Annotated in this window: 16 protein-coding genes; all 16 read left to right on the top strand. The window is 71.2% G+C overall.

The annotated features are described in order from the left end of the window. Positions 1–125: 125 nt before the first annotated feature. The 16 genes from CAP_RS32805 to CAP_RS51245 all read left to right on the top strand — a co-directional run bounded on the left by CAP_RS32805 (position 126) and on the right by CAP_RS51245 (position 22321). On the top strand, positions 126–707 hold the full coding sequence (locus CAP_RS32805) for a type IV pilus modification PilV family protein (protein ID WP_306413924.1): 582 nt from the start codon (positions 126–128) through the stop codon (positions 705–707). Next, complete coding sequence (locus tag CAP_RS32800) at positions 704–1987, top strand: hypothetical protein (RefSeq protein ID WP_044248086.1); 1284 nt, start codon at positions 704–706, stop codon at positions 1985–1987. The genes CAP_RS32805 and CAP_RS32800 overlap by 4 nt, the downstream gene beginning before the upstream one ends. Next, complete coding sequence (locus CAP_RS32795; protein ID WP_156041353.1) at positions 1984–2700, top strand: hypothetical protein; 717 nt, start codon at positions 1984–1986, stop codon at positions 2698–2700. Before CAP_RS32800 ends, CAP_RS32795 begins: the two co-directional genes overlap by 4 nt. Positions 2701–2800: 100 nt before the next feature. Beyond that, a complete protein-coding gene (locus tag CAP_RS32790; RefSeq protein ID WP_197041456.1) occupies positions 2801–3676 on the top strand; it encodes a 2-oxo acid dehydrogenase subunit E2 in 876 nt (291 codons plus the stop codon). Between the two features lie 70 nt (positions 3677–3746). Next, positions 3747–5423: a serine/threonine-protein kinase gene (locus CAP_RS46045; protein ID WP_052376448.1), complete on the top strand. Its 1677-nt coding sequence runs from the start codon at positions 3747–3749 to the stop codon at positions 5421–5423. 66 nt (positions 5424–5489) lie between these two features. Next, the gene (locus CAP_RS32780) at positions 5490–8171 is read left to right on the top strand and encodes a hypothetical protein (RefSeq protein WP_156041352.1); all 2682 of its coding nucleotides are present in this window, start codon (positions 5490–5492) and stop codon (positions 8169–8171) included. Positions 8172–8188: 17 nt separating this feature from the next. Further along, a complete protein-coding gene (locus CAP_RS32775) occupies positions 8189–9466 on the top strand; it encodes a PEGA domain-containing protein (RefSeq protein ID WP_044248080.1) in 1278 nt (425 codons plus the stop codon). 84 nt (positions 9467–9550) lie between these two features. Further along, complete coding sequence (locus CAP_RS32770) at positions 9551–10582, top strand: AAA family ATPase (RefSeq protein ID WP_044248078.1); 1032 nt, start codon at positions 9551–9553, stop codon at positions 10580–10582. Further along, positions 10579–12726, top strand: coding sequence for a hypothetical protein (locus CAP_RS32765; protein ID WP_044248077.1), 2148 nt, complete (start codon positions 10579–10581; stop codon positions 12724–12726). Before CAP_RS32770 ends, CAP_RS32765 begins: the two co-directional genes overlap by 4 nt. Next, the gene (locus CAP_RS46040; RefSeq protein WP_231511821.1) at positions 12723–13955 is read left to right on the top strand and encodes an ABC transporter ATP-binding protein; all 1233 of its coding nucleotides are present in this window, start codon (positions 12723–12725) and stop codon (positions 13953–13955) included. Before CAP_RS32765 ends, CAP_RS46040 begins: the two co-directional genes overlap by 4 nt. Continuing rightward, positions 13952–15784 (top strand): ABC transporter permease, encoded by a 1833-nt coding sequence (locus tag CAP_RS32755; RefSeq protein WP_063748788.1) that lies wholly within the window; start codon positions 13952–13954, stop codon positions 15782–15784. The genes CAP_RS46040 and CAP_RS32755 overlap by 4 nt, the downstream gene beginning before the upstream one ends. A 235-nt stretch (positions 15785–16019) precedes the next feature. Beyond that, positions 16020–17264 (top strand): serine/threonine-protein kinase, encoded by a 1245-nt coding sequence (locus CAP_RS32750; RefSeq protein WP_044248141.1) that lies wholly within the window; start codon positions 16020–16022, stop codon positions 17262–17264. A 425-nt stretch (positions 17265–17689) separates the two neighbouring features. After that, positions 17690–18871, top strand: a complete 1182-nt coding sequence (locus CAP_RS32745; protein ID WP_156041350.1) for a hypothetical protein — start codon at positions 17690–17692, stop codon at positions 18869–18871. A 27-nt stretch (positions 18872–18898) separates the two neighbouring features. After that, positions 18899–20053, top strand: coding sequence for a PEGA domain-containing protein (locus CAP_RS32735; protein WP_231511820.1), 1155 nt, complete (start codon positions 18899–18901; stop codon positions 20051–20053). A 60-nt stretch (positions 20054–20113) separates the two neighbouring features. Further along, positions 20114–21727, top strand: a complete 1614-nt coding sequence (locus CAP_RS51250; protein WP_044248137.1) for a hypothetical protein — start codon at positions 20114–20116, stop codon at positions 21725–21727. 216 nt (positions 21728–21943) lie between these two features. After that, positions 21944–22321, top strand: coding sequence for a hypothetical protein (locus CAP_RS51245; RefSeq protein WP_156041349.1), 378 nt, complete (start codon positions 21944–21946; stop codon positions 22319–22321). Positions 22322–23718: the final 1397 nt, after the last annotated feature.

Below are 23718 nucleotides of genomic sequence, written 5' to 3'. Positions count from 1 at the left end.
CACGTCATTGCGTAACGCGCCGAGAGATCCGCTGAAATCGGCGCCCCTCCGCGGCCCTGGCGCTGCTGTTCACGCGGCGGAATGGCAGGGAGCGACCATTGCCGCGACCGGGCACGTACATTGCTGTGTCCCTGCGCGTGGATGTTGCATTGCGAGCGCGGCGGCGCGGAGTGACGCTCCTGGAGGTCATGGCGGCGCTCGGGATCCTGGGGATCGGCGCCGCAGGCGTGATCGCGCTCCAGAAGGTGGTGCTGGTCTCGGGCACGCGCGCGGGCACGCTCGCGGCGGCGACGGCGGTGGCCGAGGGCTGGGCCGAGCGCTTGCGGGTGGACGGGGTGCGCTGGGGGGCAGCAGGCCCGCTCGCGCTCGAAGGGACGCGGTGGCTCCGGGTGGCGGAGCTCGCGCCGGGAGAGGTGCACGTACCGGCGGTGGTGGGCGATGGCGCGCCGAGCGCGGATCTGTGGGGGAGTGACGCCGTCGCGGGGGACGGCGCGGCCGTGGTGTTCTGCACGCACCTGCGCCTCACGCGGCTCGCGCCGGTGTGGCCCGAGCTTGTGCGCGCCGAGATCCGGGTGGCCTGGGAGCGCGCCCATCAGCCCATGGACTGCGGCGTGGATCCCGCCGAGGTGGACGCTGCGCCGGAGCGTTACGGGGCGGTGTACCTGGTGGCAGGTGTGCTGCGGATCCAGCCGGAGGTGGCGCCGTGAGGCGGGGGGCGAGCCGGGCATTCACGCTGGTGGAGCTGACGGTCGCGGTGGCAGCAGGGCTCGCGGTCGCCACGGCGGCGTTGCTCCTCGCCCGCGGCGTGTCGCGCACGTTCCAGGAGGAGGCGCGCATGGCCTCGGCGCACGTCGCGGCGACGCTGGGACTCGGGCGGCTCGTGGCCGACGTGCAGCGCGCGGGGTTTCTGGTGTCGCCGCACGCCGCGCACGATCCGGCAGTGTGCGGCGATCGGGCGCTGTGGCCGCAGGGGATGCGGCGCCTCGCGGGGATCACCGTGCGCGACGGGGGCTCGGTGGTGGCGCACCCCGCGGACCTCGGGCAGAGCCTCGCCAACGGGATCCGGCCGGATGCGCTGATCGTCGGCGGGAGCTTCGGGAACGTGGAGCTGTTCCCGGTGCGCGCGATCGTGGCGGGCGCGGGCGGGAGCCACGAGGTGTACCTGCAGGTGACGGGGAGCGGGGCGATGCAGCGCACGCTGGCGCGGGCGGGGACCGATGGCGCGGGGTTCCAGGCGATCTTCAGGCCGGGCCGCATGCTGCGCATCCTGCTCGCGGGGCAGTCGCGCGCGCTTTACGGGGTGATCGCGGGCGTGGATGTCGTGGGGTCGCCGCCCGCGCAGATCGTGGTGCGCCTCGCGCCTTCGCCCGCGCTGCCGAGCCGCGAGGGAGGCGGCTGCGGGCTCGGGTCCGGCGCGCACGTGGGCGGCCTGGTCAGCCCCGTGGCGCGGGTGCTGTACGACGTGCGCCGGCTCGCGGGGCACCCGGTCTACGGCGCGCTGGTCGCTCCGGTGGCGGGGGAGGTGACGGGGGACGAGGGGCGCACGGAGCTGGTCCGGGTGGAGCTCGACGCGAACGACGACGAGGTGCCAGAGACGCTGGAGCTCGTGGCGGAGTACGCGGTGGATTTGCAGATCGGCGTCACGACCGCGACGGAGACCGGAGAGATCGTGCGCGCGCCGATCGGGGGCGCGGGTGAGGCCGCGGCGCTGGCGCTGGCTGGCGATCCGACCACGCCGGGCGCCGCGCCGGAGCGGGTGCGCGCGGTGCAGATCCGGCTGGCGACGCGCACGCGCGCGCCGGATCGCAGCGTGGGGCTGGGGAGCGCGGAGGGCGGGAGGATGACGCGGTTTCTGATCCCGGGGATCGTGCCGGGCGTCGACACGGCAGGCGCGGTACCGCCACCGCGGTCGCTCCCGGTGTACGCGCGGATGCGAACGCTCCACGCGGAGGTGGCGCTGGTGAACCAGGCGGGAGGCATGCCGTGAGCGCTGCGGGAGAGCGGGAGAGGCGAGGAGCGTGCAAGGTGCGCGAGATGCGCGAGGTGCGCGAGGCGAACCTCTCCCGGTGGCGGCGTCGGCGACGGGCGCGGGGGGCGTCGGTGCTCGTGGTGGTCGCGCTGCTGGCGGCGCTCGGAGCGCTCGGGATGTTCGCGATGAGCGCGGCGCACTCGGCCCTCTCCGCGAGCGGGGCGGCGCGGGTGGGGACGCAGGCGCAGCGCCTCACGGATCACGCGCTGCTGGCCACCGTGGCGGAGCTGTCCTCGCCGCGCGGACCTGCGTACGTGCAGCAGGCACGCGCCGGGGGAGAGGCAGGGTGCGTCGGAGGGGATGCGGGCGTGGCGTGCACGTCGCTCGGCAGGGGGCAGCTCGAACTGCTCGGAGGGCCGCTCGTGGTGCCTCCTTCGGACGCGGGCGTCGGCAGCCTGGGGTGGTCGGCGGTGGGCTGGGACGTGCGCGTGGAGCTGAGCGATCCGATGCCGGCGCTGCCTTCTCCGCCGGGGTTCGACGAGACCTCGGCGGGCGCGGTGGCGGTGCGCCCGGTGATGGTGACGCTGAGCGCGACAGGGGTCCTCTGGCCAGGCGCGCCGGGCGTGCCAGCCGTCGCGGAGAGCGCGCCTTCCTGGGCGGAGGCGCTCGGCGCGACGGCGGTGCAGGCCGAGCTACGCGCCCATGCGGTCGTGCGTGGTGTGCCGCGTTGACGCGTCGCTGCGTGGATGCGGGGGGGATGCGGTGATGCGGCGGAGGCGCTGGCGCTGGCCTTCCGGCGCGGCCGCGGGCATCATCGCCGCGAGGGCACCCATGGCGAACAAGACACCGAGGATGAGCACGCGGCGGAAGCTCGCGATCGCGAGCTGGAGCAGCCCGAGCGAGGGGAACATCTACGGCAAGCTCACCCTCGACGCGACCGAGGCCGTCGCATACATCGAGCACCAGCGCCGCACCACCGGCGAGAAGGTGACGATCACCCACCTCGTGGGCAAGGCTGTCGGCGAGGCCCTCCGGCAAGAGAAGACGCTGAACGGGTTCATCCGGCTCGGCGCGTACGTGCCGCACGAGACGGTGGACGTGTCGTTCCTCGTCGCGCTGGAGGAGGGCGGCAACCTCGCCAAGGCCAAGGTCGCCAACGTCGACCAGAAGTCGGTGGTCGACATCGCCCGCGAGCTGCGCGAGCTGGCAGCGCGCCTGCACCGCGGCCACGACCAGGAGTTCAACAAGACGCAGAGCCCGATCCGGATGCTGCCGACCTGGCTGCTGAAGCCGATGCTCTACACGACGGGGCTGCTCACGGCCTCGTTCGGGGTGTCGGTGCCGTCGCTGGGGCTCGAAGCGTTCCCCTTCGGCGCGTGCATCATCACCAGCGTGGGGATGTTCGGCCTCGACGAGGGCTACGCGCCGCCGACGCCGTTCGCGCGCGTACCCGCTTACGTGCTCGTGGGTGCGCTGCGGGACAGCCCGGCGGTGGTCGATGGCAAGCTCGCCGTCCGCAAGCAGCTCACCCTGACCGCCACGCTGGACCATCGGTTCATCGACGGGCACCAGGCTGGCACGCTCGCCCGGGTGGTGCGTCAGGCCTTCGAAAATCCCTGGACGCTCGATGGTCTGCCAGGTCGACCCGCGGAGGCGGGCAGCCCCGGCGCCACGGAGAACTCCCGGGCCGAGCCCGCCGGCGTGTAGCAGCGTCTCCACCCGCTGTGGCGCTGGAGACGGCTCGCGAGAGGGGTGTAGACTGCCTCCGAGCCTCGACATGGCGATGCCCGACAGCCGTCCCGTGCAGCACCCCCAGGCCGCGATCACTCCTCCCTCAGAGGAGACGGCCGTGGGGGGCGAGGATGCGTCCGGGGGGCCTGGGAACGAGCTGCTCCCGGGCCATGTGGTCGGCGAGTACTGCATCGAGGGCAAGCTCGGCGAGGGAGGGTTCGGCGTCGTCTACCGGGCGATCCACCCCCTCATCGGCAAGGCCGCAGCGATCAAGGTCCTGAGCCCGGAGTGCTCGGTCAACCCGCGGATGGTCTCGCGCTTCGTCGCCGAGGCCAGGGCGGTGAACCAGATCCGTCACAAGGGGATCATCGACATCTTCTCGTTCGGCCGGATCGAGGACGGGCGGCAGTACTACATCATGGAGCTGCTCGACGGCATCTCCCTGGATGCGTACCTGCGCAAGCGCGGCCGCCTCCCTCCCGAGGAGGCGCTGCCCATCCTCAAGCAGATCGCGCGCGCCCTCGACGCAGCCCACGGGGCTGGCATCGCCCACCGGGACCTCAAGCCCGAGAACGTCTTCGTGGTGTTCGACGACGACGGGATGGTCTCGACGAAGCTGCTCGACTTCGGCATCGCCAAGCTGCTCGGCGACACGGGCACCCCGCAGAAGACCCGCTCGGGCGTGATCATGGGGTCGCCGTTCTACATGTCGCCCGAGCAGTGTCGCGGGCGGGGCGTGGACCACCGCACGGACGTGTACTCGCTCGGGGTGATGGCCTGCGAGCTCTTGAGCGGCCACATGCCCTTCGAGGGCGACGACGTGATGGAGCTCCTGGTCAAGCAGGTGAACGCGCCGCCACCGCCGCTGTCGAGCCTGTGCCCCGAGCTGGGCACCGCCCTCGACCGCCCCCTGCAGCAGATGCTGGCGAAGGAGCCGGCGTCGCGTCCGCAGTCGGTGGGCGCCGGGGTCGACGCGCTCATCGCAGCGGCGCAGGCGGCGGGCTACAGCATCCCGCCCGTCGCGCTGCGCTCCGACGAGGTGCGGCCCGTGAGCAGCCGGAACGGCGCGCCCGCGACCACGCCCGGGGCCCACGCCGACCTGGCGGCCATGGAGACGCTGGTTGCACCCGCGCTGCCGTCCGCCGCGAACCTCCCCGAGGTCGCCTCGAAGACGCTGGTCGCCGGAGAGATGGACATGGAGGAGTCGGTGCGGACTCCGGTCACCTCGCGGTCGCGCCTCATCCCCGTGGTGGCCGTGGTGTCGCTCCTCGTGGGCGTCCTGTGCGCCGTGTTCTTCGGCCTCGGCACCCGCCCAGGGTCAGGCCCGCACGCCGCCGAGGCCTCGCTCGGGCCGACGACGCCCTCGGCCCCGGTCCTCGACCCTGCGCCTGCCGCGACCACCGCGGCCGCTGCGGCCGTCGGGGCGGGCATGGCTTCCGCGACGGCTCCCGCGGAGGTGGTGATCGTCATCCAGGGCACGCCGACCGAGGTGGAAACGTTCCTCGGCGGCAAGCGGATCGGCACGACCTCCGGGCCGCTGCGGCTGCCGCGCGGTGACAAGGAGGTCGAGCTGACCTTCTCGGCGAAGGGCTACAAGAGCAGCACCCAGAAGCTGACGCCCCGCGCGGATGCGACGCTGGACGTGAAGCTCGTCAGGGACACCGTGCCCGTGGTGAAGCCGGCGAGGACCACGGTGCACCAGGACCTTTCTTTCGACGACTGAGCGACGGCTGAACGACGACTGCTTCGAGGCATCGCCCGGTCCGTGGCGGCCTCGCCGAGGCCTGGCATGCGAAGGTTCTGTATCGCGGCGCTGCTCGTAGGATTGGGTCTGCTCGGAGCCTCCTGCGCGGAGCTGGAGGAGGTGGAGCCCGGGGTTTGCGGCAACAGGGTGCTCGACCCGGACGAGGCCTGCGATGGCGAAGACGGTACCGGGTTCGCGTGCCACGAGGGCGGCCCGGACGCCTGTCGTTACGAGTGCAAAGAGGGAAGTTGTCCTCCCGGGTACTCCTGCGATCTCGAAGTCCAGGTGTGCCGGGCGCCGAGCGGTCAGTTCATGACGTCCCAGAGGATCGCGTCCGGCGCTGCTTTGCGGCTGCTCGCCGCCGACATGGACAACGACGGCGCAGAGGACATCGTCTCCGTCGGAGAAGCCTCGGTGGCGGTGCATTACCTGGGCTCCGAGGGCCAGTACCTGTCGACGGTCGAGGTCTCGACGTCCCCCCTCTTGCCCGCCCTGTCGGACCTCACGGGATCCGGGGGCACGGATCTCATCCTCCACCTGGGCGTGGGGCTCGGGGTGTTGAAGGGCGAGACAGACCGTACGCTGGGCTCCACGCTCTTCGAGAATTTTCCCTTGCCCGTGAAGGTGCAGCCCGGCACGGAGCTGAGCATCCAGCAGGTCATGGCGGTCGACGCGGTGTCGACGAACGTGGGTGACGAGATCCTGGCGATCGCCCGGACCGAGTCGTCCAACGGCACCCTGCACACCAAGCTGGTGGCGAGGAGATTTGGCTCTTCGGACGAGATCAAGCTGCTCGAAATGGACGGTGCTCAGTTCGGCAACCTCGTGGAGCCCGTGGCGTCCGGGAGAGTTCGCCCAGGCGACCCCTGCGAACACATCGTCATGGCGTTCGAGGGACGGGACGACGTGCGGCTCTACGCGCCGTGCAACGCCTTGGGAGACTGGAACTCGGGGACCGTACTCCCAGAGGACATCCCGTTGCCGCAGGGGCACGTGGTCTGGGGCGGGGTGTTCCTGGCGGACGTCGACGCGGATGGTGAGCTGGAGCTGATCGCTGGGTCGCAAGGAGCCACGTCGGAAGAGCGGCGTTACACGGTCTACGACAGCAATGCGTCGGGCGACTTCACGATGACGGCGTGGTTCGAGGTCGTGATCGTCAACGGTGAGGACGACAGGGGGTGCGTGGGCATCACGGACAGCGAACGCATCGTCGGGCCGTTGCTCGGGGTCGTCGACGTGGACGACGATGGCCGCGCCGATTTCGTCGATGCTTTCGGCGTGCTCACCTGGGATGGCGCCGTCAAGGAGCGCAGCGTCTGCTCCTTCTCGCGGCTCTGGAAGCAAGCCGTCGCCGGTCGCTTCAACCTCGATGTGTATCCGGACGTGGCCCTGGTGTCGGCCGATGACGAGGGGTCGAGCGTGCAGGTCTCCATCGGCGCTGGCGGGGGCCAGACGAACGACTTCACGTTCCCCATCCCGTCGGCAGTGCAGCGGGTCTTCGTCGGAGACGTGGACGGGGACGTCATCGACGATCTCATCGTGTGGCACGCCGCGGAGCCTGCGGTGTCCGAGGGAGCGTCCGACGCGGGCGGGGAGCAGATCTCCGTGCTGTTCGGTCGCGTCGCGGGGGGGCCGGAAGCGCCGGTGACCGTCGGGGGGCTGGGATCCATCCAGCACATCGCGGTGGGGCGCACGCTCAACCCCGACGGCATCGATGACATCAACATCGTCTTCGATTCAGGCGGCAAACCGGTGCTCTCGGCCGTTCCAGGTGACCCGAGCCGCCATCTGCGGTCCCCGTTGCTTCTCTTCCAGGGCGACACTCTCGAGAGCCTGAGCCTGCCGCTGCGCATCGCAGGCGCGAGCGTCGACGCCGAGCTTCCCGCTGACATGGTGGTGCTCGGGACGGCCTCCTTCGACACTCCTGGCGGTCCGCCCAGCAACCCGAAGCTGGACCTCGCGCTCTGGGCGATCCGCGGCAGCACCCTGGAGAGCTTCGAGCCAGCGATCGTGGCAGCGCTCCCCGACGCCGTGGGCTCCGGTGACGATGGCCTGGCGCTCGCGGTGTTGCGCGCGACTCCCCAGACTGGTGCCGTGGGGCCTGACAAGGTGGTGATCTTCCACGGCAGCAAGGGGACGTACCGGCTGGCTGTGGTGCAGATGGGCGAGGGGCTTGCGACACCCGCATGGCAGGAAGTGATCCTGCCGGGGAGCACGGGCGGGGAGGCGTCGCTCGGCCTCGCCAGGGTCGATGACGCGCTCGGCAATCGGGAGCAGATCGTGGATGTCGACGGTGATGGGCAGCAGGACGTGGCGCTCCTCACGGCGCATGGCGTGGCCGTGTTCTGGGGCAGTGACCTGAGCGCGGAGCCCTCGGAGTCGATGAGCGTGACGCCAGCCGTGTTCCTCGGACGCGAGTCGGCGCCTACCTCCGATGATGAAGGCGTGGAGGTCCGGGATTTCCAGTTCATCAACCTCGACATGGATCCCGAGCCGGAGCTGGTGATGATGACGTCGCAGGGGCTGCGCGTCTTCGACGTGGACCCGGCGGCGCGGATGACGCGGCCCCAGCCGAGCGGAGAGTCGTTCGCGCTGATTGTTGACGCTCCGCTCGACGCCACCCTCCTCGCCATGGACGTGAACAGCGACGGCCTTGACGACCTCGTCTTCGGCAGGAAGGACGGCGTGTTCGTGATGCAGGCGCGCCAGGCGGGGGGCGTCCAGTGAGGTCGCAGCATCGCCTGATGGCCGTGTGCCTGCTTCTGGGCGCCGCCCTCTTCACCCACGACGCGCAGGCGCAGGCGCAGGCGCAGGCGCAGGCGCAGGCGCAGGCGCAGGCCAAGAACGCGTCCGATCCGGCCTGGGTCTACTTCAACGCCGGGCAGCAGGCCTACGCCGCGGGCAAGTACACCTATGCCATCCAGGCCTTCCAGCAGGCGTACAAGATCGAGGCCAAGGCGGGCCTGATCTTCTCCATCGCGCAGGCCTACCGGAAGCAGTTCGTCATGCAGCGCAAGCCGCAGGATCTGCGGGACGCAGTGGCGTACTACCGCCAGTACCTCGCGGCCGTGCCGCAAGGAGGGCGCAGGGCCGACGCAGTGGCGGCCCTGGAGGAGCTGGAGCCGACCCTGGAGAAGCTGATGGCGCAGCCAGAGACAGCGGCTCCGGTGTCCGAGGAAGTGACGACCCAGACGAGGCTCATGGTGTCGTCGTCGGTGAAGGAGGCGCGCATCCAGGTGGACAAGGGCGAGGCCTCCGAGATGCCGCTGATGGCGGAGGTGAAGCCCGGCAAGCACACGCTGCGCATCACTGCGAAGGGCTACTTCCCCGAAGAGCGCGAGGTGGTCGCGGTGACGGGGGGGATCGTGGCGCTCGACATCCCCCTGCGGGAGAAACCGGCGGTGCTGGATGTCGTCGCCAGATCGGGCTCGCAGATCACCATCGATGGTCGGCCCGCTGGCGAGATGCCCCTCGGCAAGCCGCTGGAGGTGGCTGCCGGCTCGCGGTTCATCATGGTGACGCGCAACGGTTACAAGCCCTTCGGGCGGGAAATCGACCTCGTCCGAGGGGAGAAGAAGCAACTCGTGGCGTCGCTCGAGACGACGAAGCAGAGGGTGCTCTCGTACGTGCTGATCGGCTCCGGCGTGGCCAGCGCGGGGCTGGGGTTGATCCTCGCGCTCGGCGCGGCCGATGCGCAGGACGAGGCGGAGAAGCTCGAGAGGAAGCGCACGGAGACGTTCCTCCTGCCGTACGAGCGCGATTACTACGAGTCGCTGAGGCAGGACAGGAACAACCTGCGCGCCGGCGCGCTGACGACGCTCGGCGCGGCGGCGGCGCTCGGTGGGATGGGCGCGCTCCTGTTCTTCTTCGACCAGCCCACCTTGATGTCTGCCCCCAGCCGGCCAGCGCCCCGCGCGGACGGGCAAGCCTCCTCCGGAGCCCGGGATGTGCTCACCGGGGTGTCTGCCACGCCCGTGTGGAGCCCCGGGGTCGCGGGATTGACCCTCCAGGGGGGCTTCTAGTCTCTGGCCTGGAAGCCCGCTGGCGTTCGCGAGAGCGGCCGGGTCGACGCCCGCCTTGCGCCCGGCTATCGTCCTGCGCACCGTATGGCCACAGCATCGGGTGTGGATCTCGAATCACGGCTCGCGATCGCACAGACGGCGAGCCGTCGGCTCAAGGACGCGATCGCCGAGGTGATCGTCGGGCAGGGCGACATTGTGGAGCAGACGCTGTGGGGCATCCTCGCCGGCGGTCACGTGCTCCTCGAAGGCGCGCCCGGGCTCGGCAAGACGCTCCTCGTCCGGACCATCGCCTCGTGCCTGGACCTCAGGTTCTCGCGCATCCAGTTCACCCCGGACCTGATGCCGAGCGACGTGACGGGGACCAACATCCTCGTCACCTCCGCCGACGGGTCGCGCCAGTTCTCGCTGCACAAGGGGCCGATCTTCGGGCAGGTCATCCTCGCGGACGAGATCAACCGCGCCACGCCGAAGACGCAGAGCGCCCTCCTCGAGGCGATGCAGGAGCACGCCTGCACCATCGCCGGGGTGCGCCACGCGATGGAGCAGCCGTTCTTCGTGCTGGCCACGGAGAACCCCATCGAGATGGAGGGGACCTACCCGCTGCCCGAGGCGCAGCTCGACAGGTTCCTGCTCAAGGTGCTGGTACCGAGCCCGACGGAGGACGAGATGACCGAGATCCTGGCGCGCACCACGGGCCGGGAGCGGCCGTCGCCGTCGCGGGTGCTCTCGCGCGAGGAGATCCTCGACCTCCGCGCGCTCTGCCGGGACGTGGCGATCGCCGAGCCGGTGATGCGGTACGCGTCGCGGCTGGTGCGCGCGACCGATCCGCAAGCGGCGGGTGCGCCGGACATGACGCGGCGCGCCCTGCGGTACGGAGCGGGGGTGCGCGGGGCGCAGTCGCTGGTGCTCGCGGCGAAGGCGGTGGCCCTGCTGGAGGGGCGGGCGCACGTGGCGTTCGCCGACGTGCAGCGGGTCGCGGGCCCGGTGCTGCGGCACCGCCTCATCCGGTCGTTCGAGGGCGAGGCCGACGGGATCTCCACCGATCAGGTGATCGCCGCGGTGATCGAGGCCGTGCCGACCCGGCCTGCGCCCGTGACCGAGGCGATCAAGCGATGAGGAAAGGGCAGTCGGCGCGGCCTCTCGGGGGGATGGCGCGCTCCGTGAGGCACGCGGCGCTCGCGGCGCTCGTGGCGCTTGCGGCGGGCACGGGGCTCGTGGTGGGGGCGGCGGAGGCTGCGGCGCAGGTGACGACCGCGCCGCCTCCGGGTGCGGGGAGCGTGGTCGCCGAGGCCTCGGCGGCCATCAGCGCGGGGTCCTCCATCCCCTGGGGGTGGAACCAGATCGTGGTCCGCGTCCAGAACAACGGCGCGCAGCCGGCGCGGGGCGAGGTGGAGGTCACGGGCCACCAGTACACGAGCGACGAGGTCTTCCAGGCCTCGGCGCCGTACACGGTCGGTCCCTCCGCCACGGTGCACGTGCGGGTGCCGGTGCGGGTGCCGTCGTACGGGTCCTTCGACGTCCGGGTGATGGACGAGCGGCTCGGGGAGGTGCGCTCGCAGTCGTTCAACTCGAACGGCACGCCGTCGGTGGTGCTGCTCGACGTGGTGCCTGCCTCGCGGCTACGCGCGGCCATCCACGAGATGCCCGTGGCGCCGCTGTTCCTCGACCCGACCTCCGGCACGAGGGGGCCGTCGTCCTCCACGAGCCTGATGGTGAGCCAGGCGAACGTGGATCCGGCGACCGGCGACCCCCTGCTCCCCGACAGGCCCGCGCTGTATGCCTCGGCGGACGCCGTCCTGATGCGCACGGACACCCTGTCCAGGCTCCACGGCGCCGAGCTGGATGCGCTGGCGGGCTTCGTGCTGGGCGGGGGGACGGTGGCGCTCATCGTGGCGCGGCCCGAGGACCTCCGGAGCCAGACGCTCGTGTCGCTCGTGGGCGGTGAGGTCACGGGCACGACGAAGTCGCCGGAGCTCAAGCAGGCGATCTCGCCGACGCCCTCGGCGAGCGGCATGGGAGGGCGCGCGCTCACGTTCGCGCCGCACCCGAAGGACGAGGTGGGCGTGGAGCTGCGCGGGTGGGCGGGCGGCAACCTGCGGCCCTCGCCTTACGGCAACGCTGCGACGTACGGCCTCGGGGAGGTGCACCTGCTCGCCTTCGATCCGAGCAGCGGGCCCGCGCTCGACGACCCGTGGGTGCACGTGCGCCTCGTGGACCTCGCCCGGCGCGCTTACGACCGGCGCTCGACGGTGGTGTTCAAGCCCGGCTCCGAGCCCGCGCGCTCGGACGTGAACAAGATCCGCCGCGAGCTGGACCCGAACGAGAGCACGCGCTGGTCGGTGCTCCTGTCGACGCTCATCCTCTGCATCTACGCGGTGCTGGCAGGGCCGGTGAACTTCACGCTGGCGAGGCAGAAGCACAAACCGCTGCGGGCGCTGTGGCACCTGCCCCTGTATGCGGCGGCGGCCTTCGGGACCATCGTGGGCATCGGCATCGCAGCGCGGGGGCTCGACGGGCGCGCGCGGCACCTGACCCTGGTCGAGGCGGGCGCCGGGATGACCCAGGGCGCGGCGCGCCGCTACCGCGGGTTCTTCGCCTCCCAGAGCGAGGGCATGACGGTGCGCACCACGGACGCGAGCAGCGTGGTGAGCACGGCCGTGGCCGCGGAGCTGTCCAAGCAGCGCGACAAGCTGGTGGTGGACCGGGACGGCGCGCGGCTGGTCAACGTGGCGGCGCTGCCCTGGCAGACCGTGGTGATCCGCGAGGACGGGTTCGCCTCGCTCGGCGAGGGGATCTCGGTGGTGCCCACGCCCTCGGGCGGGGCGACGGTGGTGAACCGGAGCGGTCGCACGCTGCGGGCCGCGGTGCTGGTGCTGCCTGGGGGGAAGGCGTTCCTCTTCGAGCGCATCGCCGATGGAGACCGGGTGGCGTCGACCGCCGGCAGGGACCTGAGCACGTTCCTGGACGGGCAGACCTGGCTCGCCGCGGTGACGAGGGGGCGCACGGTGGGGAGCCTCAGCGTCCACAACCTCGAAGCGCCGGACCTCGGCAAGCTCATCGGACCGGTCGCGCCCGGCCTCTCCGACGCCTGGCAGGCGATGGGCACCGCCGCCTCGCACGCGGCGGACTGGTTCCCCGACGGGGTGCCCACCCTGATCGCGCAGCTCGATGGGGGCGAGGGGCGGCGGAGCGACACCGGCTTGCGGCTGGAGAGTGACCGGCTGCTCGTGCGGATCGTGGGCTGGGGAGGTCGGCCGTGAGCGAGGCAATGGGCCACGTGATCGAGGGGGGCACGAGCGCGGCGCCCGCACCGGCACCCGCGCGCCGCGCGGCGATCCGGGTGCGCCACCTGTGGCACCGGTTCGGGGTGTTCGACGTCCTCAAGGACGTCAGCTTCGACGTGGGCGAGGGGGAGATCTTCGGCTTCATCGGCCCGAACGGCGCCGGCAAGACGACCACCATCCGGGTGATGTCGACCTTGCTCGAACCGATGGCCGGCAAGGTCGAGGTCGACGGGATCGACGTGACCCTCGATCCCCACGCCGTGCGCCGCATCATCGGGTACATGCCCGATCACGCGGGCGTGTACGAGCGGATCACCGTCCGCGAGTACCTGGAGTTCTTCGCGGATGCCTTCCGCGTCCCCTCGGCAGACGTGGTGGAGGCGGTCCTCGAGCTGACGGACCTCGGCAGGATCCAGGACCGCATCGTCGCCACCATGTCGAAGGGCATGAAGCAGCGGCTGCAGCTCGGCCGCATTCTCTTGCACGACCCGAAGGTGCTGATCCTCGACGAGCCGGCGAGCGACCTGGATCCCCGCGCGCGCATCGAGATCCGCGATCTTTTGCTGGAGCTGCGCAGCCTCGGCAAGACGATCTTCCTCTCGTCGCACATCCTCACGGAGCTGAGCGACGTGTGCACCTCGATCGGGATCCTGGAGAAGGGTCGCCTGGTCGTGGCGGGCCCCATCGGCGAGATCGCGGCGCGCCTGGAGGCCGTGCGCGCTGCGCAGGCCGTGGGTCACGCCTCTCAGGGGCCTCACGGCCACGCCGGCCCTCACGGCCACGCCGGCCCTCACGGCCACCCGGGACCGCAGCGGCCTCCCGGGCCGCAAGGCCACGCCCCGCCGGGATACGGTCCGTCTGGGCCAGGCTACGGCCCAGGGTACGGCCCAGGATACGGGCCCGGGTATGCGTATCCCATGGGGCCGATGGCCCCGGCGCCGGTGCCCGTCATGCGGCGCAAGGTGAAGGTCCGGGTGCTCGGAGATCCGATCGGCGCCGCGTACCTCGTGCGCGGTGGGCCGGGCATCCTGGAGGTCGAGGTGATCGCCGGCGTGGTGCACGTGAGCTGCGAAGGGGGCGACGTGAAGATCGCGGAGATCGTGCAGCACCTGGTGCGCAACAACATCGGCGTCATCGGCGTCGAACCCGAGCGGAACGAACTCGAACGGATCTTCCTGGAAGTCACGCGGGGAGAGGTGCAGTGAGCGCGCAGACGGGAACGCAGGCGGCGAGCGGACCGGCGTCGCAGCGGCTGGTGGACCGGGCGAGGTTCCGGATCATGCGGCTCCGGAACGAGCCCAACCCGATCTGGATCCGCGAGCTGAAGCAGTCGGCGCGCCTGACCCGGACCCCGCTGTTCATGACGGTCATCACCGTGGTGATGACGCTGCTCATCGCCTCCATCGGGGGCATCGCGTCCATCGAGGCGTCCCCCGCGAAGACGGGGGTGGTGCTGTTCCAGGTGTTCTTCTCCCTGGCCTACTTCGTGGTCACCTTCGTGGGCCCGGCGGTCGCCGCGAACAGCGTGGCCTCCGAGCGCGAGGGGAGGACCTGGGAGGCCGTGCTCCTCACCGGCATCCCGCCCGGCGACATCGCGCGCGGGAAGTTCCTGGCCGCGTTCACCTCGATCGGCATGTACGTGGTGATGCTGGCGCCCGTCGGCGCCCTGCCATTCCTGTTCGGCGGCGTCACCGCGCTGGAGGTCATCGTCGCCTTCGGGTTCCTCCTCCTCCTCGCGCTCCTCAGCGTGGCCTTTGGGCTCTCCATCAGCTCGAAGATGAACAGCCTGCGCGCGGCCATCCTCCTCACCCTGCTGCTCGCCTTCTTCTTCAGCACCACGGCCTTCTCCCTGGGCGGCTTCGCGCTCTCGGTCGCGGCGCACGAGGCCTGGCCCGACGTGGTCCAGGGGGCCCCGATCTGGCTGCCTTCCGCGTACGAGCGCGCCCCGTTCGGGCTCCAGTACGTGGTCTTCCTGGTCGTGCTGCCCATCATCACCCTGGGGCTCCCGATCTGGTTCCTCTACGAGGTGACCATCGCCAACCTCAGCGACGCGAGCGACGACCGCTCGTCGGGCATGAAGCGCTGGTTCATCGCGGCGCTGCCGATCCTGACCGCGGCGGCGGCGGTGCCGGGGCTCTCGGTCGACGCCTACGACCGCATGGGCGTGCACGTGTTCTCGATGAGCATGGTGTTCAACTTCCTGATCTTCGCGGTGTTTCTCTTCGCGGGTGACCCCCTCGGCCCCTCGCGGCGGGTGCTCGCGGTCTGGGAGCGGAACAAGCTCGGTCCCGTGCGGCGGTTCCTCGGCCCCGGCGTGGTCCGCTCCAGCCTCCTCGTGCTCGCGCTGGGCGTCGCCTCGCTCGTGGTGCTCACCCTGGCGGGCCTGGTGCTGCTCGACGACCCCGTCATCTCCCGCGCCGACATGCGCATGACCGAGGTGGTGTGCTTCGCCGGCTACGCCATCACGTTCTTCACGTTCGTCGTGGGGCTCGGGGCCTTCCTCCGTGCCCGCTCCTCGTCGGTGACGGTGACCCGGGTCCTCTTGCTCTCTATCCTCTGCGGCATCGCGGCGGGCCCCTGGGCCATCGCGGCCATCGCGGGCATCTTCGCCGAGGTCCGCGGGGGCTTCGAGAACGCGCTCGCGATCGCCGCGCCCTCCCCCTTCTACGTGTTCCTGATGATGTCCAAGATCGAGGACGGCAACGGCGAGAGCATCCTCATCGCGGGCGCCGCGGCCATGGTCGGGTGGTCGGCCCTGGGGCTGGCGCTGCTCGCGGGTGCGCGGGCGAAGAGCGCGCGCCTGCTCATGGCCGAGGCGGCGGCGCACGCGCAGACCGAGGAGCTTCTGCGCGCAGACGACGAGGCCATGGCAGCAGCCATCGCCGCTCAGGCCGCAGCGGCAGCCCAGGCCGCAGCGGCAGCGGTGGCACCCACGGCGCCCGGCATCTCGGAGCCACAGGAGGAGCCCTCGGGGGAGCCCCCGAACGGCGGCGCCGCCCCGGATGGCGCTGCACCCGCGGGCAGCAACGCCTGAACGACGCCTGAACGTCGCCTGAACGACGCCGGAGCGAGGGCCGTGAATCGCACGGCGGGTGACCTCGCCCGAGAATCGGGGCGTCGTCTCCGTAATGCGTGTGGAGCCGATCCCTGCACGGATCTCGGGCTCCGTGCTGCACCTCTAAATTTGGGACCTGCTGCGCAACCATGCGCATGATGCCCCCCTGTCATTGCACCGAACCGCAATGGAGCGAGGTCCTCAGGTGAACGACATGGAGCAGGGCAGGGTCGGCGACACGTTACTCTGCGGAACGCCGTACCGCGTGCGGCGACACATCGGACGCGGCGGCGCGGGCGACGTCTACGAGGCCGAGCACCGGGCCCTCGCCAAGTCGGTGGTGCTCAAGGTGCTCCACCCGGACCTGTGCCGGGAGCCGCGCGCCGTGGAGCGCCTGCGCATCGAAGCCCAGGTGCTGGCGCGCCTGTCGCACCCCAACCTGGTCGAGGTGCGGGACCTCGGGCAGACCGTGGAGGGGAGGAGCTACGTGGTCATGGAGCGCCTCATGGGCCGCACCCTGCGCGAAGAGATCGAGGCGCGCGGAAAGCTCCCCGTGCTCGAGGCCATCGGCTACCTGGAGCAAGCGCTGGCGGGGCTCGCCGCGGCGCACGGGGCGGGGGTGGTGCACCGTGACGTGAAGCCGGACAACCTGTTCGTGTGCGCGCCGGACCCGTCGGGGGTGCGCCGCGTGAAGGTGCTGGACTTCGGCGCGGTGAAGCTGAGCCCCGCGATGTGGCCCGCGCACGGCGCCCTCCGGACCGCGCAGGGCGTGCTGGTGGGCTCCCCACGGTACGCCGCCCCGGAGCAGGTGAAGGGCCGCGCGGTGGATGGCCGCACCGACGTGTACGCCGCAGGACTGGTGCTCTACACGCTGGTGACCGGGCGCGGCCCGTTCGCGCCCGCGCAGCGGCTGGACGACATCCTGCGGGCGCACCTGACCGAGGAGCCGACGCCGCCCTCGCGCTTCGCCCCGGAGATCCCTCCAGCGCTGGACCGCATCATCCTGCGGGCGCTCGAAAAGGACCCCGAGCGAAGGTTCCCTGGCGCTGCAGCCTTCGCCGCGGAGCTCGCGCGCGTGGCCGCGTGGCTGACGGAAGCGCAAGGGAGGCATGCGCAAGGGCAAGAGGAGCAGGTGACACACGGAGGACCCTCTGCAGCCGTGCCCATGAGGCGCTGGGTGGTGACGGAGCCGCTCGATCCACACCAGGTGCCGGCGGATGTCTGGCCGGGTAGGCCAGCGCGGGAGGTTGTCGCCCCTGGCGTCACCGCGAGCGCACACGAAACCGAGCTCCCCGGAGCAGCATCGGTCGCCCCCGCGCCGGCAGCATCGGTCGCCCTCGTGTCGGCAGCATCGGTCGCCCTCGTGCCGGCAGCACCACCGCGCGCCGTGCTTCTGGGGTTGCTCCTGGTCGTCGCAGCGCTGCTGGGCTTCGGGGTCGTCGTGCTGGGCCTGGGCTGAAGGTGCAGCTCTCGACAGGCGCACCTGCAGGACCTCCGCGTGCAGGACCTCCGCGTGCAGGGCCTTCGCGCGCAGGACCTCCGCGTGCAGGGCCTTCGCGCGCAGGACCTCCGCGTGCAGGGCCTCCGCGCGCAGGACCTCTGCGTGCAGGGCCTCCGCGCGCAGGGCCGCAGGCTCGGTGATCCAAGGACGCGAGGCACTTGCGGGTGAGCGTTCCATCCACCATGAAGCGGGACGGACAAGCGGGGCTACGCCCCGGGCTGCATCCAAGGTACCATGAAGCGCATGGCTGGTCGGGGAGGCACGATTTGTCAAAAGCCTGAGCACGCTGACAAGGTGGGCTATCCTTCGGGCAGCCGGGTGACCTGCAGGGTTCCGGCGTGGGCGAAGCCCAGCAGCAGCGGCGCGACGCACAGGGAGCAGGCATGACGACGAAAAAAGACGAGCTGGATAGCTTGCCCGACGATCCACCGATGGGTCGCGGGGGGGCCAGCGCGTCCTCGTCGGGAGATCTGGGGCGGATCGCCCCGCCTCCCGACGACGGTTCGCTCGTGGAGTGGACAGGTCCGCTGCCCACCAACAAGCGGAAGAAGAAAGAAGACCGCGAGGCGGGCCCGAGCGAGAAGCACATCTACGTGCCGCCGGTCACCTTGCCGCCGACCAAGGGCCCTGCCGATCCGAACCAGCAGCAGAAGATCCTGGTCGCCCCGTCGGTGCTCAGGCCCGCCGACAACTCGCGCAACCAGCCCACCATCCGGAAGCTGCCGAGCGCCATCGGCCCCGAGATGCTCCCCGGCGCCGCGCAGGCCGTGAACGGCCCGATCTCCGACGTCGCCGTCCAGACCTTGAAGACCGGAGCCCAGCCCGCCTCCGTCCAGGCCCGCGCCGCGCAAGCCTCCCCGGCCACGCCTGCTGCACCCGCCACACCCCAGCAGAGCGCGAAGCCCGCGTCCTCCAAGACCGCTCCCGGCGGGAGCCCGTGGGCCAAGGGCGGCATGTCCGCGGTGGATCGCGAAGCACTCCCGTCCGCGCAGCTCCTCTCCAAGACCGGCTCCAGCACGGCGCTCCCCATGCCGGCGAAGAGCGATCCGCAGCGCCCCTGGACCGGCGTCTTCGTGGGATTGCTCGTCGCCGCCGCCGCCGCCGTGGGCGTGTGGTTCCTCGTCGCGTGGCCCGATCCCACCGCAGGCCAGGGAACCAGCCCGCCCATCCAGGTGCCCCCGAACCAGACCCCGCCCTCGATCCCGACGCTCCCCATCCCGAGTCAGGCGGGTCTCGAACCAGCACCGACCCCCTCCACAGCGGTCGCCTCCGCCGAGCCCGTGCCCAGCGCCCAGCAGCCCGCGACCCCTCCAGAGGACACGGCAGGCTCCGCGCCGCCCCCTCCAACCCCTCCGTCGCCGCCCCCTGCATCGACGCCTGCGCCGCCCACCGCGATCGCCCCCGAGGTGCCCACCGCGACCGCCGCGCGCCCCCCGGTGACCTCGCGTCCCCCGACGACCACGCCGAAGCCTCCATCGACCCCCACGGCCAAGGATCCAGCGCCGCCCCCGCCACCCACGCCTACGCCCCCGCCTTCCACCACAGCTCCGCCTCGACCCTTCTGACGTTCGCCACTACCCTGCGAGTCCGCGATGCGACCCCGATCCTTGCTCTTCCTGGGCCTTGCGCTGTTCACCGCCGCTGCCGCGCCTCGTGATGCGGCCGCGAACACCATGCAAGCTGGTGGAGGTGCAGCCCCGCCTCCAGCCGCAGCAGCCCCGGCCCCCGCGGGCGCCCAGGCCGGCACCCCTGCAGCGCCCGGAGCCGCCGGAGCCGCCGGTGCCGCTGGAACCGCCGGTGCCGCCGCCGCGACGCCAGGCGCTGCCGGTGCTGCCGGTGCTGCCGGTGCTGCCGCCGCTGCCGCCGCTGCCGCCGCTGCCGCCCCCGGAGCGCCTGAGGACGACGAGCCTGCCTCTGGCGACGTGAACGCCCGCGCCGAGAAGCTCTATGCCGAGGGCAACGCGATGTACGACCAGGGGAAGTACGCCGACGCCGAGGCCAAGTACCAGGCCGCGTGGGACCTGTCCCAGAGCTTCGACGTCGCCGGCAACCTGGGCAACACCGAGGTGCTCATCGGCCAGCACCGCGATGCTGCCGAGCACCTGACCTACGCCCTGAAGACCTTCCCTCTCGGAGGCGGCGCCGCCAAGCGCAAGTTCCTGCAGGACCGCCTGACCGAGGCGCGCCAGCAGATCGGCACCTTGCAGATCGTGGTGAACCTCAACGGCGCCGAGGTCCGCATCGACGGCAAGCGCGTCGGCGAGTCCCCGCTGCCCGAGGAGATGTTCGTCTCCCCCGGCGAGAAGCTGATCGAGGTGCGCCGCGGTGCCCTGACGGCGACAAAGTCGATCCTGGTGGCCAAGGGCTCCACGCAGAAGGTCGCCGTGACGCTGGAGTCAGGGCCGAAGAAGGAGATCCTGATCGCCGGCGGGGCCGTGGCCGGGGCGGGGCTGGTGTCGGGGATCGTGTTTGCCATCCTGTCGAGCGGGAAGGGCAGCGATGCGGAGGCCGCACCCATGGGCTCGCCGGATCGAGCGGATCTGCGGGACAGCCAGACGACCCTCGGGAACGTGTCCTTCTGGAGCTTCGTGGGCGGTGGGCTGGCCCTTGCCGGAACCACCGCCTACTGGCTGATCGCGGCGAGTGAACCCACCCCGACTGCTTCAAAGCCGCCAGTCCGGGGTCTGCGTGCGACACCGATAGTGACGGGGCAGGGCGGTGGGCTCATGCTCGGTGGCAGCTTCTAGGGTGCACGGGATGGTACGCGGTTCAGTGTCTTGTCTTGGTTCTCTGTGGAGGATTCGATGATGCGTCGCACACGTTGGGCAAACCGGACGGTCGCGTTCCTGATGGTGGCAGCCGGTGCTCAGGTGATGGGGTGCTGGCCGCTCGACTTCAGCGAGGATGACCAGGGGACCGGCGGTGGTGGCACTGGCGGCGCAGGTGGGGCCGAGCCGCCTGCATGCCCTGGTGATCCGGTGGCGGACCCGAGCCTGGTGCGCGACGGCTGCGGGATCTTCGTGAGCGCAAGCGCGGCGCCGGGTGGGGACGGGACGAAGGCGAGGCCGCTGCAGAGCTTTGGAGAGGCCGTGGCGGTGGCAGCGACGGCGAGCAACGTGCCCCGGATCTATGCGTGCGCGGAGAGCTACGCCGAGACGGCGGCGGTGACGTTCGACCGCGGGGTGGAGATCTTCGGGGGGTTCACGGATTGCGGCGCCACGGGAGCCTGGCGGTGGGATGACAGCCAGCGTGCGACGCTGAACGGTGCCGCGGACCAGGTGGCACTGACCCTGGATGGCGGCAGCAACGTGCTGCGGAACCTGAACGTGACGGCGGCGAGCGCGGTGGCTGCGGGAGGGTCGTCGATTGCGGTGGTGGTGCGCGGAGGGTCGCTGGAACTGAGCGCAGGGGACCTGACGGCGCAGGATGCCAAGGATGGCGAGGCGGGGTCCTCATTGCCCAGTGACCCTGGCCTGGACGGGGATGGAGGGGAGCCTGGCCTGGGTGTCTGCATGAGCGCAGCGGATAACCCGGGACCTGCGGGCAAGACCAAGACATGCAGCGGAGGGGAGACGACCGTCGGTGGTGACGGTGGAGACGGCGGTGTCCTCCTCGGGGGTGTGCCGCAGGCAGCGGGCGATGGCACCGCGGGGATGCCTGCACCGTCAGCCGGTGAAGATGGCGGTGAGGCAGGTGTGGGTGAGGTGATGAGCGGTTCGCCGGCGTGCACTGCCGGTAACCCGGGGAGTGAAGGGGGCGTCGGCACGTCTGGTGGAGGTGCGCAGGGGGCAGGTCTGGTGTCGGTGGCGGGCTATCAGGGGGCTGCAGGTAGCCCTGGGGTGGCCGGAAGGCGGGGCCAAGGCGGGGGTGGTGGTGGCGGCGCGCGAGGTGCGCAGAACATCACCTGCAACGGGACGGCAGCGACCCGCGTGGGCGCCACGGGTGGTGCTGGAGGCACTGGCGGGTGCGGCGGCGCAGGGGGAGCCGGGGGTCAGGCAGGCGGCTCGAGCATCGCGCTGGTGGTGCTGGATGCGACCGTGACACTGACGGATGTGGTGCTCGTGGCCGCACGCGCAGGGAACGGCGGCGACGGCGGCGATGGGCAAGACGGCGGCGCTGGTGGCCTGGGTGGGGCCCGGGGGGCCGGCACTGGAAATGCCAAACCAGGTTGTCTCGGGGGTGATGGTGGGCCCGGTGGTGCTGGAGGGCCCGGCGGCGGTGGTCAGGGAGGACATTCTCTGGGCATCGCCCTGCAGGGAGGCAGCGCGCCTGTGGGCGGCAGCTTCACCATCGAGCCGACCAACGCCGGCACTGGCGGTCTGGGCGGTACCAACAACACCGCAGAGGGTGGTGGTCAGGGCGCCAGCGGCGCTGCTGCCAACTGCTGGGACCTGGCAGCGAACGCCGCCTGTAGCGGCTGATCTGTCTTCCCTCCGCCCCCGTCGCTCTCCCTCCCCAGCCGTTCACCGACGCGCACTGATATCCCTTCGCGCTGGCTCCATCACCATCATGCGATGGAGCCAGCAAGCTCGGGCTGACCGGGTGAAGGCGGAGCGACTCCAATGCGCATCACAAGACGTGCTCTCGATGCCTCCGGGAACTTGTCCCTACTCCTGTCTCCAACACGCCTGGGTGCCTTGCTGCTGATACCAGGGCTGATCGGTACTTCCGGGGCATGCAGCATCCTCGCTGGGCTCGACGACTTCACTGTGGGGCAGGGTGGTGGTGGTGGCACTGGCGGCGCAGGTGAGGACGAGCCTGGTGCGTGCCCTGGTGACCCGGTCGCAGACCCGAGCCTGGTGCGTGGCGGCTGCGGGATCTTCGTGAGCGCAAGCGCGGCGCCGGGTGGAGATGGGACGAAGGCGGCGCCGTTTCAGAGCTTCGCGCAGGCGGTTGCGAAGCTGCAGGATGCGGAGGCGCAACGGATCTATGCGTGCGCAGAGGTGTTCACCGAGAAGGTGGAGCTGAGCGGCGGCATCCGCATCCACGGCGGTCTCGATTGCGCGAACGGCTGACGGTACGTGGGCGCGAGCCGGAAGACGGAGCTGACCGCCGAGGCCGAGGCGATCCCGCTGAAGGTGTACGGGGGAAGCGGGACGAGCCGGCTGGAAGACTTGTATGCGCGCGCAGCAGCAGCGGAAGTGGACGGCGGGTCGTCGATTGCTGCGGTGGTGGACGGGGTGACGGTGGAGATCCGCCGGTCGACACTGGAAGCGGGAGAGGGGAAGGCGGGGGCGCAGGGAAGTCCGCACGGAGCCGCAGCGCAAGCGGGTGCGAACGGTTCGTCGGGAGGTGAGGCCTGTTCAGCGGACACGGTGCCTGGCGGCAACGAAGTGGTGAACATCTGCGGCGATGGGGTGGAGTCGGTGGGTGGCAACGGGGGGCAGGGCAACTGTTCGAGCGGGGGACCTGGCAGTCCAGGTACCCCAGGGAGCACGAACAATGCCGGGAGCGTTGATGCCGGTGGGGCATGCACCGCCGGAGATGCGGGGGGCGGCGGGCTCGGTCGGAGGGCCTGGCACTGGTGGGACGGGGATAGGGGAGATCTCGCGCGATGGCTACGCGGGGGTAGCAGGGGTAGCAGGCCAGGCGGGCACACCCGGTCGGTAGCTCCTGAGGTCTGTGGTTGGGGGCGTGCCCGTTCCAGAGGCGATCGGCAGCACGTCCGAAGGGGCAGCATGTGCGGAGGACCTCGGGGGCCGGGGGTCGGGTGTGTGGGCATGCGGGTTGCTCCTCCGGCGTGTCTCTCGTCTTCGCTGGGGCTGATGTGGGTGAGGGTGGCGCGGGTTCGTGAGAACCGTCCGTCATGGTGGAGGAAGGCGCTGTGAGGGCGGGAGTTTGGGCGACGTGGTCGGGAGTTTGGGCGACGTGGTCGGGAGTTCGGGCGACGTGGTCGGGAGCTGGGACTGACGTGGTCGGGAGTTCGGGCGACGTGGTCGGGAGTTTCGTCTTCCTGCTCGGGGCAGCCGTTTTCGCGCTGGGAGGCGGTGCGCGCAAGGGGGGAAGGGTGTGCGCGGGGAGGAGGGGGAGTCTGGTTCGACACAGAGGAGTGAGGCAGAGGGGAGGGGAAGCGTCCGTGATGCTGGACGCTCCGGAAGCTCGTGAGGGGAGTATGCGCTGGTGCGCCTGATGACTTTTGCCCCTCGGGTGCAAGAAGGGAACGAGACCTCCACCTGGGCGCACCGCCTGCAATCCCTCCACAGCCTCCCGTCTCGTGGGCTGGTTCCGTCAGGGCAGCGGTTTGCAGACTCAGGGCAACGGTCTGCAGACTCAGGGCAGCGGTTTGCAGACTCAGGTCAAGCCGCCGCACACACTCGGACAGTCGCCCACCGCCCCCACCCTCCCCTCTCTCGCCCCCTTCCTCCGCCTTCCCACCCCCACGCACCTCCCGCCCTCCCCCGCCAATCCCCAC

The organism is Chondromyces apiculatus DSM 436 (assembly GCF_000601485.1).
GTDB lineage: Bacteria > Myxococcota_A > Polyangia > Polyangiales > Polyangiaceae > Chondromyces > Chondromyces apiculatus.
The sequence above is the reverse complement of the archived record's forward strand: the minus strand, read 5'-3'. Positions and strand labels throughout refer to the sequence as shown.

Excerpts from the sequence above, each read along its gene's own strand:
- CAP_RS32790 (WP_197041456.1), top strand. The coding sequence starts at position 2,801 with ATGGCGAACAAGACACCGAGGATGAGCACGCGGCGGAAGCTCGCGATC.
- CAP_RS46045 (WP_052376448.1), top strand. The coding sequence starts at position 3,747 with ATGGCGATGCCCGACAGCCGTCCCGTGCAGCACCCCCAGGCCGCGATC.
- CAP_RS32780 (WP_156041352.1), top strand. The coding sequence starts at position 5,490 with ATGCGAAGGTTCTGTATCGCGGCGCTGCTCGTAGGATTGGGTCTGCTC.
- CAP_RS32775 (WP_044248080.1), top strand. The coding sequence starts at position 8,189 with ATGGCCGTGTGCCTGCTTCTGGGCGCCGCCCTCTTCACCCACGACGCG.
- CAP_RS32770 (WP_044248078.1), top strand. The coding sequence starts at position 9,551 with ATGGCCACAGCATCGGGTGTGGATCTCGAATCACGGCTCGCGATCGCA.
- CAP_RS32765 (WP_044248077.1), top strand. The coding sequence starts at position 10,579 with ATGAGGAAAGGGCAGTCGGCGCGGCCTCTCGGGGGGATGGCGCGCTCC.
- CAP_RS32750 (WP_044248141.1), top strand. The coding sequence starts at position 16,020 with ATGGAGCAGGGCAGGGTCGGCGACACGTTACTCTGCGGAACGCCGTAC.
- CAP_RS32745 (WP_156041350.1), top strand. The coding sequence starts at position 17,690 with ATGACGACGAAAAAAGACGAGCTGGATAGCTTGCCCGACGATCCACCG.
- CAP_RS32735 (WP_231511820.1), top strand. The coding sequence starts at position 18,899 with ATGCGACCCCGATCCTTGCTCTTCCTGGGCCTTGCGCTGTTCACCGCC.
- CAP_RS51250 (WP_044248137.1), top strand. The coding sequence starts at position 20,114 with ATGCGTCGCACACGTTGGGCAAACCGGACGGTCGCGTTCCTGATGGTG.